Source organism: Pseudomonas sp. NPDC078700 (assembly GCF_044542375.1).
GTDB lineage: Bacteria > Pseudomonadota > Gammaproteobacteria > Pseudomonadales > Pseudomonadaceae > Aquipseudomonas.
In genome coordinates this window covers 24,919-38,168 of the sequence record NZ_JBITUI010000008.1, presented here as the reverse complement: position 1 = coordinate 38,168, position 13,250 = coordinate 24,919, and the positions used below count along the sequence as shown (strand labels likewise).

Genomic DNA, 13,250 nt, shown 5'->3' with positions numbered 1-13,250 from the left:
AATATGGCTAACGGGTAATCAGGCCTGTCACAAGCGCGCAAGGACGCAGTGTTGCCTTTCTAGCCCAATGAGCAAAAACACCGGCATTAGCCGGTGTTCTTCAGGGTCGCGAGGGTTCTATCTTCTTACTTGGATCCAACCGGAAAGTTGTCCTTAGTAAGCAAATCGGTCACATACATGACGACAGGATGGTCTGTTTCGTTGACGGCCCAGTGCTGCTTGCCATGGCCTGATTGATATACCTCACCCTCCTGCATGGTATAGCCCACCGTGCAATCGAGTTCATAGATGGTCAAACCACCGTGTTTCATCATTACTGTCTCAGGGCGCTCATTGTGAGAGTGCAAAGGAATGACTGTACCGGCACCGATCGTCACTGTGCGCGCGCGGAACTGCCAGCCTGGACTGTTAATAGCTTCAAGCCCAAGATCCATTTCTGATTCGAGGTGTACATCTAAATCCCCGACTTGTTTGGTCAAGGGCGTCTTCGGTTGCTTACCTTCCTTGCCCGCAGGACAACCGCCATTTGCCGCCAGTGCAGAGAACGACAACATGGATAACGCGATTAGAAGCGCTGGAGATTTCAAGTCTTTATGCATGAGATTTAAGTCCATTTAAAAAGTGCGGCATCATTATGCTATTTGAACATTACAAAACCAATATGCAATGCAGAACAACGCATGGACGGCAAAAGCACGATTAATCAGGCGCAGTCTTAAGCAGCAAAATTAATTGCCAGGCATTCTCACCAACGAACTTCTGCCAGGGCAGATTCCACCAGCCATACATTTCAAGGCGCAAGATTAGCCAGTGAGCACTTCGCTCGGTCAGAAGCCGGCTGGCACGCCGCTGTGAAAACGAAACTCGGTGTCGGGGCTCGCGATCAAATCCTGCTCAATGGCCCTCACCCGCTCGATGGTCTTTTCAACATCAGCCGCTTCACCAAACTGATAGGCGAATTTCAGATAGTGCTGGTAATGGCGCGCTTCAGACTTCAATAAACCAAAGTAAAACTTGCCAAGTTCTTCGTCTAAGTGCGGATATATCTTGGCAAAACGCTCGCAACTACGGGCCTCGATAAAAGCCCCTACAACCAGCGTATCAACCATTTTCACCGGCTCATGGTTACGCACCCCAGCGCGCAGTGCTGAAGCATAACGGCCAGCCGAGAGCGGTCGCAGTTCGATTTTGCGTTTCTTGATGATGCGCAAAACCTGCTCGTGATGCACCAACTCTTCGCGTGCCAGACGCGACATGTAAACGATCAAGTCTGCCTGATTGTTGTACTTGGCAATCAGGCTCAGCGCGGTAGACGCGGCCTTGAATTCACAGTTTTTGTGATCCAGTAGCATCACGTCTTGCTGGGTAAGTGCCGCATCAATCCAGCCTTGCGGGGTTTCGCTGCCAAGAAAATCATTGATTTCAGTTAACACGGGCACGCCCCCAAGCAATACATGGAAACCACAAAGACAGCCCAATGGCTGGCACTAGATGCGTGCAAGGACGCGATAAACAAGCAATTTTGGCAAGGGGCAGCATAGGCTCACAACAATCAAAGGCGAAACGGCGGCACATTATACGAATGGCACGCAGAACAGCCAGCCCAGCAGATTGATCTGCATCAACTACACAGTCCAGCGGTTGCATCTATAGTTGATACAGATGTGCAGACTCATTGGGAGATAGCCATGCAAGCAATCCGAAGCATTCTCGTTGTAGTCGCCCCCGAACTGCCGGAAGGTTTGGCCCTAAAACGTGCAAAACTGATTGCCGGCGTAACGGGATCCCACCTGCACCTGCTGGTTTGCAGCAATAAAGGCGACCACTCAGGGCTGCTTGAAGACCTCCGTGGTGTACTGGCAAATGAAGGGTTCAGCGTCAGCCACAAGCAAGCGTGGCGCACAACCCTGCACAACACCATTATCACTGAACAGCAGGCCGAAGGCTGTGGACTGGTAATCAAGCAGCACCTGCCAGATAACCCACTCAAACGTGCATTACTCACCCCGGATGACTGGAAGTTACTGCGCTATTGCCCAAGCCCTGTGCTAATGGTTAAGACTGAGCGCCCCTGGACCAACGGCGTGGTTCTGGCAGCTGTTGATGTCGGCAATGCGGATTACGAGCATAAAGCCCTGCACGCTGGAATCATCAGCCATGGTTTCGATATTGCCGGGCTTGCGAATGCGAAGTTGCACGTCATCAGCTCCCACCCAGCACCCATGCTTTCAGCCCCTGACCCGACATTTCAACTCAAGGAAACCATCGAGGCGCGCTATCGAGAGGCATGTAAAGAATTCCAGGCTGAATACGATATCAGTGAGGACCGTCTTCATATTGCCGAAGGGCCAGCCGACTCGTTGATCCCGCTAACGGCGCACAACCTGGGCGCAGCAGTGACGGTTATAGGTACCGTTGCGCGCACCGGCATTTCAGGTGCATTGATCGGCAACACAGCCGAGGTGATTCTTGATGCCCTTGAGAGCGATGTTTTAGTGTTGAAACCAGACGATATTATCGACCACCTTGAAACACTTGTGGTGCAAGCCTAAGTCCCTCCTCTTGGACCCGCTAAGCTGCAGCGCGGCTCTGCACCGCGTTGCAGTCAATTTCCCGTATCCACCCTTGCCGCAATGCATGGCTCAGAACCTGCGACAAATGTTCGCTCGATATAAAAGCGTGCATGGCATCCGGTGAGTCCCAGGTTGCACTGAGCAACCAACTGGCGCTGTACGGTACTTCTGCTTCTATAGCAAAAGCCCTGCAACCCACCATGGACGAAGCATCGGCGAAGGCCTCGCATAAATATGCCCCTAGCGCTTCATCACAACCATTGTTTGCCCGGATAAGGGCGCGCTGATAAGTCGTCATTTCGTTCTCCATTCGCTGAATATCCGCTGTCGCGCAACGGCATTGGCCAAGCCCATATCAATTGACAAAACAATCGGCGAGCTACCGATCTGAGCAATCTGTAAATGAATTTGTGATTGGCCACTCTAATGACCCTGAAACAGAGCCCGGTTCAGCACTGATTTCAAATCGGCTGAAATTTTGCGCCAGCGTTGCACTGCGCTCGGTTAATCGAACATTAACCAGTGACTAAAGAATACCCATCCAGCCGCTAATTGCGTTAGCCAATTACTGGGGCTTTATTGCCTAAAACTACGAGATCAGATTAAAGCACCTCGTCTACATAGCAGCACAAATAGCTTAAACCGGTGGCACACTAGCGACAGTTGCCTGTTAAAAGCCAATTTTTGCCTATTCCTGCATTCGTTAGCACCCAGTCACCAATTGCCTGATCTACCGAGCTAAGCTCTGACGACTGACCGAGAGACATGCGCATGACAAGCTCTGAACAAACCTCCCTGCTACTTGCTCAACGCCAAGCTGAGCTCGCAACGCTTATAAGCCGCTTGATACCGGCCGATGGTGTGGCCGAAACGGCGATAAAAGGTGTATTTCTCGCCCGTGCAAATCAGCCGTCGAAGCCAATGCCGGTGCTGTACAAACCCAGCCTTTGCATCATCGCCCAAGGCCGTAAAGAAGTACGCCTGGCAGATGAGGTGTACCAGTACGACCCACTCAATTACTTGGTCGCATCCGTTCCCCTGCCGGTCAGCGGCCATGTCACGCAAGCCACGCCGCACAATCCTTATCTCTGCCTGCGCCTCGATATTGACCCTGCATTGGTCAGCAGTCTCATAGCCGACACAGGGCCCATCGGCGTACCGAACGGCGGACCGCGGCGTGGACTGTACCTCGACCGGGTTGATCTGCCCCTGCTCGATGCAGTTATTCGGCTGGTGCAATTGCTGGAGACGCCGCGAGATATCACTATTCTTGCGCCTATGGTGCTGCGTGAAATCTTCTACAGATTGCTGCACAGTGACCAAGGCCATCACCTGCATGCGATTGTGATTAACGACAGTCAAAGCCACCGTATTGCACGGGCAATCGATTGGCTCAATTGCAACTACGCTGAACCCCTGCGGATTGAAGACCTAGCCCGCGAGGTTAATCTCAGCCAGTCCACCCTGCACCACCGCTTCAAAGCCGTCACAGCACTTAGCCCGCTGCAATACCAAAAACAGCTGCGCCTACAGGAAGCACGCCGTTTGATGCTCAGCGAAGGTCTAGAAGCGGCGGCTGCCAGCTACAAGGTTGGCTACGAGAGCCCATCCCAGTTCAGCCGGGAATACAGCCGACTGTTTGGCGCACCACCCTTACGTGACTTAGCCCGCCTGCGCAGCGCCAGCTAAGGGAACGCCAACCGTTTTGTATGACGTGGCTGGGCAGCGTTACAAGCCCATTTGCTTGCTGATGATCTCATTCATGATCTCACGAGAGCCACCGCCAATAGACAGAATCCGGTTGTCGCGATACAAGCGCTCAACCAGACTTTCACGCATGTAACCCATGCCGCCGAGTATCTGCACTGCGTCATAGGTGATTTTGTCTGCAATGTCGGTGGCGAAGTTTTTGGCCATGGAAACTTCCTTGATCACACTTTTACCCGCCGCCATCTGCGCAGCCTGTCGATAGGTGAATTCACGGGAGGCTTCGAGCTGTGTAGCCATTTCTGCCAGGCGGTGTTTAAGCACTTGAAATTTACCAATAGGCTTGCCGAATGCGTGTCGCTCCCGCGCCCACTGCAACGACTCTTCAAGCGCTAACTGCGCCGTCATATTGGCCATGATTGCAAGGGACAGGCGCTCGCTCTGGAAATTGGCCATGATGCAGGCAAAGCCCATATTTTCTGAGCCGATCAAGTTCTCGACTGGCACTTTGCAGTCGTCAAAAAACAGCTCGGCGGTGTCCGATGCCCACCAGCCCATTTTCTTTAATTTACGGCCGACGCTGAATCCGGGCGTGCCCTTCTCAATCAACAACAAGCTGACACCACCGAAGCCGTCGCCGCCGGTACGCACTGCAACCGTGTAGTAATCGGCGCGCACACCACTGGTGATAAAGGTCTTACTGCCGGTTACACGGTAGAAATCACCTTCACGCACAGCGCGAGTCTTCAAACTCGCAACATCAGAACCTCCCGAGGACTCGGTAATCGCCAGCGCCATGATCTTCTCGCCAGCCAGCACCTGCGGCACGATGAGATCGCGCAACGCCGGTTTGGCCCACTTGACCACTGGCGGCAAACCAATATCCAACGAGCCTAAGCCGGCGACCAAACCACCGGAGCCCGAGCGCATCAGTTCTTCGCTGGCAGCCACTTTGGCAAAGACATCGCCTTCATGACTGCCACCCAAATGCTCTGGGTAACCAATACCCAGAACGCCTGCTGCGCCAGCCTTTTGATAGAGCTCGCGGGGAAACTCGCCTGCCTCCTCCCACTCATCAATGTATGGCAGGATCTCGCGCTCAACGAAGCGCCGGACAGCGTCGCGAACCAAGCTGTGAGAGTCATCAAAATAGAGAGGCATGGCAGGCATGGCGAGCACTCGTTGTTTTTCTCGACCATACCAAGCGCTTGCTAGGTATTCAAGATGGCATACCCGCCATAAGCCCCACTAAAGCACCGCGATCACCCAAAGCTGCACACGGATTTTATTCAGAAAACCACGCCAGGGCATTGAGCCCCGGCGTTTGCTAAGCAAGATCAGAAGCTGTAACTAACCGTCGCAGTGACGTTGCGCTCTTCACCGAAGTAGCAATAGTCGAGGCTACCGCAAGAAGCGACATACTTTTCGTTGGTCAGGTTATTGGCATTCAGGCGGACATCCACGCCCTGCAAGCCAACCTTGCCTAAGTCATACCCCACCGAGGCATCAACCAAGGTATACGAAGGTACCTTTAAGGTGTTTTCCGCATCGGCCCAGCTATCGCCGACATAACGTACGCCGGTACCGACCTTCAGGCCATCAAGGCTGCCGCCAAGAAAGCTGTAGTCGAGCCATACCGAAGCCATATGCTCAGCGGCCTGAGTGGGCGAATTGCCTTTATTGTCGAGGGTTGGGTCAACGGTACTGATGATTGATTTGGAGTATTCAATATCGGTGTAGGTGTAGCTACTCAACATGCGCAAGGCATCAGTCAACTGCAGGCGCGCCTCAAGCTCAAGGCCTTGGGAACGCACGGCACCCACTGGGCGATAGAAATCTTCATCGGCCGCTTTGGTTGCAAGGTTTTCTTGATCGATATGAAACAGCGATGCAGTGTAGAGGTCATCCGTACCAACAGGCTGGAACTTCAAACCGAACTCCCACTGCTTGCCTTCGGTAGGTGCCAGTGGATTGCCGTCTTGGTCTGCATAGGCGTTCGGGTTGAAGGACTCCGAGTAGCTCATGTAAGGCGCTACACCATTATCAAACAGATAGAGCACACCAGCCCGGCCGGTGAACTTGCTGGGCTCATCCTTGCTGGTGCCGCCGTAGATTTCATCTTCGGACTCGACCTTGACCCAGTCCTGGCGCATGCCCAGCGAGAAGCGCCAGTTATCCAAGGCAATCAAATCCTGCAGGTACACCCCGGTTTGCTCAAGCCGCCGCGTGGCGCTGCTTGACCAGGCTGGATTGATGGTCACAGTGCCGCCGTAGACCGGGTTGAAAGCATCGATATTACTGGCCGTGCCAGCGGTGTAATCAACGCGGGTTTTACGCCGCTGATAGTCAAAGCCACCGACCACAGTATGCTGCGCAGCCCCGGTGTTAAATTCGGCTTGGAGCATGTTGTCGATGATCCAGGCATGCAGCTTTTCATCGGCGCCGGTGTAGGCACGATAGAGCTCGGTGTCGTTGGCCCAGCCTGCGGCATAAACCTGCTCAGCGCTGACATCCGAGGTTTGGTAGCGAAAATTCTGCCGCGCCGACCAAATATCGTTGAAGCGATGCTCGAACTGATAGCCAATCATCTGCTGCTCGCGTTCAAAACTGTCTTGATCAGGTTCGCCCTCGAAGAAATGTTCCGAGATATAGCGCCCGGCATGACGGTTGATGGTGCCGTCAGCTGGCAGGCCACCGTGATAGCCGCTGTTTGGATCTTTCTGCAGGTATGCCTGCACCGTCAGGTTGGTGTCTTCGCTGAAATCGATAGAAACACTGGGGGCCAAGGCGTAACGTTCTTCATCGGCATAATCGAACTGGGTGTCAGCGCTGTCGACTAAACCGGTCAGGCGATAGGCAATGCGCTGCTCATCATCCAGTGGCCCGGTAAAGTCAAAACCAATGCCTTTCTTATTGTTGCTACCCACCACGGCTTGAATTTGTCCTGAGGACTGAAACTCTGGCTTTTTAGTGGTCATCGCCGCGAGGCCGCCCGGCAAACTGCGACCATAAAGCACCGAAGATGGGCCTTTGAGAATATCGATACGCTCAAGGAAATAAGGATCAATCTGCAGACTGCTGTATGTACCGCTATCCCCCATCATTTTCAGGCCATCGAGGAACAGGTTGTCCACCGAGCCGTCATTGAAACCGCGCATTGCCACATAGTCGTAGCGATGAGTTGCGCCATACGGGCTGGTCATGACACCCGGGGTATAGCGCATCGCTTCGGCAACGGTCTGCGCGCCTTGATCATCCATCTGCTCACGGGTCACCACCGACACCGACTGCGAGGTTTCGAGCAGCGGCAAACTGGTTTTGGTGGCCACGCTGCTATGGGTCGCGTTGTAGCCTTCCATGCTGCCCAGCGCATTACCTAAGGCAAAGCCTTTGACCGTTGTCGCAGGCAACTGGGTGACATCACCAGCATCTTGACCGTGCAAGGTATAACCTCCTTGAGCATCCTGACTGATGCTCAGACCACTGCCTTCAAGCAAACGGTTAAAGCCTTCCCGAACGCTGAACTCACCGTTTAGCCCTTGGGTGCGCTTGCCTTCAGTCAGGCGTGCATCAACCGACAGAATTACACCCGCCTCTCCGGCAAAACGGCTCAAGGCAGATGACAAGCTACCGGGGGCAATAGTGTATTGGCGCACTTGCTGGCTCGCAGTTTCGGCTTCTGCGGCGAAGGAAAGCTGAGGAGCCCACGCAAGCGGTAACATCAATGCAGCGCAGCGGACAGCCTGGCGCAAGCGAGCTGGACGAGATGGCAAGTGGGTGGTGGAGCGCATAAGATGACCCTTTGGCAGATGGTTATATTGACTAGGCCAAATGAGTCACAAAAAAGGGAACTAATTAATTCTCATTCGCTGAAAATAAAGCGTATTTCTCGCCTCAACTAGGCCGGGGCTCCAGCGTTACCCACCATGGCCAGCGCCTATTGACCCGTATGGGCAGGCTTGCTTCAAGGGCGACGTAGATTCGCTCAGGGTCCTGCAGTGGGAACGCACCGACAATTCGCAAGTCGGCTATTCGTGGATCAACAGCCAGATGGCCGGGCACATGCTCAGCCAACTCGCCAATGACATCGCCAAGGGAACGATCATCTGCCAGCAATATGCCGCGTTGCCACGCATTACGTGCGGGTGACGCCTGGCTTAACGGGCCAATTTGCAGCTGATCAAACAATGCCTGCTCTCCAGCAGTCACAACCTGAGTTGCACCACTGGCGCAACTGATGCGTACAGCACCGTCAAAGACGCTTAGCAGGGTTCCACTTGGCTGTTTGCGCACACTGAAACGGGTGCCCAACGCTTGCAGTAAGCCATCACTTGTCTCAACACACAGCGGCCGTGGAGGCTGCTGCGTATCAGGTGCGCTTTGGACCAGAAGCTCACCCTGCCAGAGGCGCAACAGCCGCCTCTGTGATCCGTAGTCAATGTCAACTGAGCTGTTGCTGTTGAGCCATAACTGGCCACCATCCGCTAAGTGCAGGTGCTTCACTTGGCCGGTTACACTGCGCTGATCCGCCAGCCATGCCTGCACAGGTTTACGCGAAACAGCCAAGCCCAAAACGGCACCGCCGCCCAACAGCAACAGGCTGGCAAGCACTTGGCGTCGGGTCCGCCCCCCTGCTTGCAGGGCATTACGCGCAGGCTCGCGCTGAGACACAGGCACGGCATGGAACTGACCGCTGATTTTCTCAACACGTTGCCAGGCTGCTCGATGCGCCGGATTACTGGTCAACCACTGCTGCCACGCTCTGCGCTGTTGGTCGCTAACGTGCTCACTGGCCAGCAAGGCAAACCATTGCGCCGCCTGCTCCAACACTTGGAAATCTGGTTGGCTATCCACGCTACTCCTGCACCAGCAGCAGGCAATGCAACATGGCTTGGGCCATATATTTTTTAACCATGCGCTCAGACACGCCCAAGCGCTGGGCGATGACCCCGTAGGTCAATCCATCCAGTTGCGATAATACAAATGCCTGGCGAACCTTGCTCGGCAGGCGCAGCAGCATCGCGTCGATGGCCAGCAAGGTTTCAACAATGATTTCGCGCTCTTCTGGTGAAGGCGCCAGTGCTTCGGGCTGCGCGGCAAGTGCATCAAGATAAGCACGCTCCACCGCCTGACGACGCCAATAATTGACCATCAGCCCATGGGCGATTGTTGAAAGATAAGCACGCGGCTGACGCAGCGTTGCCAAGTTGTCTGAGGAGTTGAGCAAGCGGACGAAGGTGTCCTGAGCGAGGTCTGCGGCGTTGTGTGCACAGCCAAGACGCTGACGCAGCCAACCATTGAGCCAACCATTATGGTCAATGTAGAGACGTTGTACGTACTGCTGGGAAGACAACTCCACCAACGACATTGAGGGCACTCACAGGCATCTTTAACCGGAAGACGCTAATGGTAATGCTTCTCAACTACAAATATCCAGTAATTAACAACAATCCGCACCGACCTGGCTAGACCGCGATGGGGCGGCGACCTGCTAAGGCGTGCGCCAAAGTGCCACCATCGACCAGCTCCAACTCACCACCCAGTGGCATACCGTGAGCAATGCGCGAAGCAACCAGCCCCTTGTTGCTTAATATCTGGGCGATGTAATGGGCAGTTGCCTCCCCTTCTACCGTCGGGTTGGTTGCCAGGATCACCTCAGTGAAAGTGCCCTGTTGCTCGATACGGGTGAGTAATTGCGGGATGCCGATTGCTTCTGGCCCTAATCCATCAAGAGGCGACAAATGGCCCTTGAGGACAAAATAGCGGCCCCGAAAACCAGTCTGCTCGACAGCATAGACATCCATCGGCCCTTCAACGACACAGAGCAAAGTATCGTCTCGACGTGGGTCTTGGCAGATGTGACAAATATCTTCTTCACTGAGCGTACGGCACTGCTGACAATGGCCAACACCTTCCATTGCCTGGGTCAGGGTCTGAGCTAATCGCAATGCACCACTGCGGTCGCGTTCGAGCAACTGCAAAGCCATGCGCTGAGCAGTCTTCTGCCCCACGCCCGGCAATACGCGCAGGGAATCGATTAACTGACGAATCAATGGGCTAAAGCTCATGGCGATACTCGTGTGGGCAAGAAAGCAAAGGATGTGAGGATCATCCACGGGGCAGGATGAAATACGTCCGGGCTGGATTTTAACCTCAACCCAGACGTAGAGGCAGCCATAAAAGTTGACTGCTGGCAGTGCTTAGAATGGCATTTTGAAACCTGGCGGCAACTGCATGCCATCCGTCATACCAGACATCTTGCTTTGGCTGTTTTGCTCGATCTTACGCACAGCATCATTGACCGCAGCAGCGATGAGGTCTTCAAGGATTTCCTTGTCTTCCTGCATCAAACTGTCATCCAAGCTGATGCGCTTGACGTCGTGGCGACCCGTCATGACCACACTCACCAAGCCAGCACCGGATTGGCCGGTCACTTCTGCGTTGGCCAACTCTTCCTGCATTTTCTGCATTTTTTCTTGCATCTGCTGCGCCTGCTTCATCAAGCCGGCCATGCCGCCACCTTTCATCATGGTGTTGTCCTCGGTATTCAGGGGTTAACTGGGGTATCAATAGGTTCAATGCTTTCCGCGCGAATTACCGCGGTGAACTGCTGGATCATTTGCTGCACATAAGGATCGCTGTTGATCGACTCCTCAGCCTCACGCTGGCGATTGGCTCGTTTGCGTGCTGCGGCCTGTGCAGGGGTTTCCTGCTCAGGTGTAATCAGTTCAATCTTCAAATCGATGCTGCGGCCTTGCTGCGCATTGAGTGCATCATTGAGACGCCGCTGCTGGGTCGCATTGAACAACGCACTGTGGCCTGGATCAAGGTGCAGCAACCAACTGTCGCCCTCCACCGAGATAAGCGTGCAGTTAGCCGCAATACTACCCGTCATGCCTGACAGGCCAAGCTCTGGAAACAATGCCAACCAATCAGCGGCTAAGCCTGTCGCTGGCTGCATGGCCGGTTGCGGTTCAACCTCCGCGGGGGCTGAGGGCTCAACCGAATCAAAGTCGTAATCAATGGAGTCAGCATCCATCTCTACATAATCATAATCCAGAGGCGGCTCGTCATCATCCGCTTCGTCGGCTTCTGGCTCTGCTACAGCAATAACCTGAGCGCCCTGTTCAATGGCTTCAAGAATTTCTGCTGGCGGGTTAACCAATTCAGCGGCAGCCTCAGCCCCAACAAGCGGCTCTGTAGCTTGCTCTTCCCAAGGCAGGTTCGTGACCGCAGGTACGACAGTCGGCTCCGGCTTTGCTAGAACCGTTTGCGCCGGAGCGGGTGAAGTTTCAGCAATCGCTACAGGAGCAACGGGTTCAACAGCCACCTTTGCAGCCGCTTGTGCTGGCTCGGCCACAACCGTTGCAGGTGCATCGAGCACCACCGGCGGTGGCGCTGGCGGTGCTTCGTTAACAGGCGCGACTGCCACTGCCGGCGGAGTTGGCGACTCAACAGCTGAGGGGCTAACCGGGGATGAAATAGCTGCCGGAGCCGCGTGTGCAGCGCCAGCCACTGATTCAGGTTGGGGATTAGCAGTGGCTTGGCTAATCCCGACTGGCTTTAGCGCCACCCTCGGCGCATCGTCGGTATCGGCAGGCCTGAACGCCAACATGCGCAACAGCACCATCTCGAAGCCACTGCGTGGGTCCGGCGCCAGCGGTAAATCGCGCCGACCAATTAAACCCATCTGGTAGTAAAACTGGATGTCTTCGGCTGGCAACGCTTGAGCCAACGCCATGACGCGCTCACGATCACCCTGGCCATTATCAACCGCATCCGGCAGGGCTTGAGCAATGGCAACGCGGTGCAGCACATTTAGGATTTCAGCCAACACACCTGCCCAATCAGGGCCTTGCTCGGCAAGATGACGGACAGCATCAATCACGCCGCGCGCATCCCCCTCAAGCAGCGCATGCAGCACGCCGTAGACCTGACCATGATCAAGCGTACCGAGCATCGCCCGTACGTCAGCGGCAAGCACTTTGCCTTCGCCAAATGAAATCGCCTGATCGGTCAGGCTCATGGCATCACGCATTGAGCCATCAGCCGCACGGCCGAGGAGCCACAGCGCATCGTCTTCAAACGGAATCTGCTCAACACCCAGCACATGAGTCAGGTGCTCAACCACTCGCTCAGGCGGCATGTTTTTCAGGGAAAACTGCAGGCAGCGTGAAAGGATCGTCACCGGCAACTTTTGCGGGTCAGTGGTGGCCAGCAGAAACTTGACGTGCGGTGGTGGTTCTTCCAGTGTTTTCAGCAATGCATTGAACGAGTGCGAAGACAACATGTGCACTTCGTCGATCAGATAAACCTTGAAGCGCCCGCGGCTTGGCGAGTACTGCACGTTGTCGAGCAATTCACGGGTATCTTCAACCTTGGTGCGGCTCGCAGCGTCGACTTCGATGAGGTCAACAAAACGGCCCTCATCAATCTCTTTGCAGATCGAGCACGTGCCGCAAGGCGTCGAACTGATGCCGGTTTCGCAGTTAAGGCACTTGGCAATAATTCGTGCAATCGTGGTTTTACCCACGCCCCGGGTGCCCGTAAACAGATACGCATGGTGTAAGCGTTGGCTGTCCAGAGCATTGATCAGCGCTTTGAGTACGTGGGTTTGCCCCACCATTTCGCTGAATGTGCGCGGACGCCATTTACGTGCAAGAACCTGATAACTCATCGAAACCCGTCGCGTGAGGAAGCAAAAGTGAGCTAATCCTAACGGAGCACCGGGTAAATTGCATCCGCTGTCCGGTGCTATAAATGTGCACTCACTCACCCACCAACAAAAGCGCTGGCTATTTTTTGATCAAACAGATATGATTTGCACTGTTCGTACCAAGCTGTAAGTCAAACAAGCCTTCTGTCCTTCAGACTTAAAGTCCAAAGACACAAAGGCCCCCTCGTTGGAATTCAGGTTTAAAGCGCACCCGTATAAACATTACGACACAGCTTTTAACCAAGACCCACCCT

Annotated in this window: 12 protein-coding genes; 2 read left to right on the top strand and 10 right to left on the bottom strand. The window is 54.5% G+C overall.

From position 1 onward, the window contains the following. Positions 1 to 125: 125 nt before the first annotated feature. On the bottom strand, positions 126 to 599 hold the full coding sequence (locus ACIGCM_RS21510) for a cupin domain-containing protein (RefSeq protein ID WP_397504101.1): 474 nt from the start codon (positions 597 to 599) through the stop codon (positions 126 to 128). A gap of 228 nt (positions 600 to 827) precedes the next feature. Continuing rightward, complete coding sequence (locus tag ACIGCM_RS21505; RefSeq protein ID WP_397504100.1) at positions 828 to 1,433, bottom strand: tRNA-(ms[2]io[6]A)-hydroxylase; 606 nt, start codon at positions 1,431 to 1,433, stop codon at positions 828 to 830. A 255-nt stretch (positions 1,434 to 1,688) separates the two neighbouring features. On the opposite strand from ACIGCM_RS21505, the gene ACIGCM_RS21500 reads away from it, so the two are divergent. Then, positions 1,689 to 2,552, top strand: a complete 864-nt coding sequence (locus ACIGCM_RS21500) for a universal stress protein (RefSeq protein WP_397504099.1) — start codon at positions 1,689 to 1,691, stop codon at positions 2,550 to 2,552. A 19-nt stretch (positions 2,553 to 2,571) separates the two neighbouring features. On the opposite strand, the gene ACIGCM_RS21495 is transcribed toward ACIGCM_RS21500, so the two are convergent. After that, positions 2,572 to 2,871, bottom strand: a complete 300-nt coding sequence (locus tag ACIGCM_RS21495; RefSeq protein ID WP_397504098.1) for a hypothetical protein — start codon at positions 2,869 to 2,871, stop codon at positions 2,572 to 2,574. A 473-nt stretch (positions 2,872 to 3,344) separates the two neighbouring features. Between ACIGCM_RS21495 and ACIGCM_RS21490 the strand changes: the two genes are divergently transcribed. After that, positions 3,345 to 4,262 carry an AraC family transcriptional regulator N-terminal domain-containing protein gene (locus tag ACIGCM_RS21490; protein ID WP_397504097.1) on the top strand — a complete coding sequence of 306 codons (918 nt, stop codon included), beginning with the start codon at positions 3,345 to 3,347 and terminating at the stop codon, positions 4,260 to 4,262. 39 nt (positions 4,263 to 4,301) lie between these two features. Here ACIGCM_RS21490 and ACIGCM_RS21485 read toward each other — a convergent pair whose 3' ends face one another. The 7 genes from ACIGCM_RS21485 to dnaX form a co-directional block, all read right to left on the bottom strand. Next, positions 4,302 to 5,450 (bottom strand): acyl-CoA dehydrogenase family protein, encoded by a 1,149-nt coding sequence (locus tag ACIGCM_RS21485; RefSeq protein WP_397504096.1) that lies wholly within the window; start codon positions 5,448 to 5,450, stop codon positions 4,302 to 4,304. Between the two features lie 167 nt (positions 5,451 to 5,617). After that, positions 5,618 to 8,071 carry a TonB-dependent siderophore receptor gene (locus ACIGCM_RS21480; protein ID WP_397504095.1) on the bottom strand — a complete coding sequence of 818 codons (2,454 nt, stop codon included), beginning with the start codon at positions 8,069 to 8,071 and terminating at the stop codon, positions 5,618 to 5,620. A gap of 103 nt (positions 8,072 to 8,174) precedes the next feature. Next, positions 8,175 to 9,134, bottom strand: coding sequence for a FecR domain-containing protein (locus tag ACIGCM_RS21475; protein WP_397504094.1), 960 nt, complete (start codon positions 9,132 to 9,134; stop codon positions 8,175 to 8,177). A 1-nt stretch (position 9,135) separates the two neighbouring features. Then, complete coding sequence (locus tag ACIGCM_RS21470) at positions 9,136 to 9,648, bottom strand: sigma-70 family RNA polymerase sigma factor (protein ID WP_397504093.1); 513 nt, start codon at positions 9,646 to 9,648, stop codon at positions 9,136 to 9,138. Positions 9,649 to 9,745: 97 nt separating this feature from the next. Next, positions 9,746 to 10,348: a recombination mediator RecR gene (gene recR, locus ACIGCM_RS21465; RefSeq protein ID WP_397504092.1), complete on the bottom strand. Its 603-nt coding sequence runs from the start codon at positions 10,346 to 10,348 to the stop codon at positions 9,746 to 9,748. A 132-nt stretch (positions 10,349 to 10,480) separates the two neighbouring features. Beyond that, positions 10,481 to 10,807 carry a YbaB/EbfC family nucleoid-associated protein gene (locus ACIGCM_RS21460; RefSeq protein WP_397504265.1) on the bottom strand — a complete coding sequence of 109 codons (327 nt, stop codon included), beginning with the start codon at positions 10,805 to 10,807 and terminating at the stop codon, positions 10,481 to 10,483. A gap of 20 nt (positions 10,808 to 10,827) precedes the next feature. Then, complete coding sequence (gene dnaX / locus ACIGCM_RS21455; RefSeq protein WP_397504091.1) at positions 10,828 to 12,957, bottom strand: DNA polymerase III subunit gamma/tau; 2,130 nt, start codon at positions 12,955 to 12,957, stop codon at positions 10,828 to 10,830. Between the last annotated feature and the right edge of the window lie 293 nt (positions 12,958 to 13,250).

Excerpts from the sequence above, each read along its gene's own strand:
- dnaX (WP_397504091.1), bottom strand. The coding sequence starts at position 12,957 with ATGAGTTATCAGGTTCTTGCACGTAAATGGCGTCCGCGCACATTCAGC.
- ACIGCM_RS21480 (WP_397504095.1), bottom strand. The coding sequence starts at position 8,071 with ATGCGCTCCACCACCCACTTGCCATCTCGTCCAGCTCGCTTGCGCCAG.
- ACIGCM_RS21495 (WP_397504098.1), bottom strand. The coding sequence starts at position 2,871 with ATGACGACTTATCAGCGCGCCCTTATCCGGGCAAACAATGGTTGTGAT.
- ACIGCM_RS21490 (WP_397504097.1), top strand. The coding sequence starts at position 3,345 with ATGACAAGCTCTGAACAAACCTCCCTGCTACTTGCTCAACGCCAAGCT.
- recR (WP_397504092.1), bottom strand. The coding sequence starts at position 10,348 with ATGAGCTTTAGCCCATTGATTCGTCAGTTAATCGATTCCCTGCGCGTA.
- ACIGCM_RS21460 (WP_397504265.1), bottom strand. The coding sequence starts at position 10,807 with ATGAAAGGTGGCGGCATGGCCGGCTTGATGAAGCAGGCGCAGCAGATG.
- ACIGCM_RS21510 (WP_397504101.1), bottom strand. The coding sequence starts at position 599 with ATGCATAAAGACTTGAAATCTCCAGCGCTTCTAATCGCGTTATCCATG.
- ACIGCM_RS21485 (WP_397504096.1), bottom strand. The coding sequence starts at position 5,450 with ATGCCTGCCATGCCTCTCTATTTTGATGACTCTCACAGCTTGGTTCGC.
- ACIGCM_RS21500 (WP_397504099.1), top strand. The coding sequence starts at position 1,689 with ATGCAAGCAATCCGAAGCATTCTCGTTGTAGTCGCCCCCGAACTGCCG.
- ACIGCM_RS21470 (WP_397504093.1), bottom strand. The coding sequence starts at position 9,648 with ATGTCGTTGGTGGAGTTGTCTTCCCAGCAGTACGTACAACGTCTCTAC.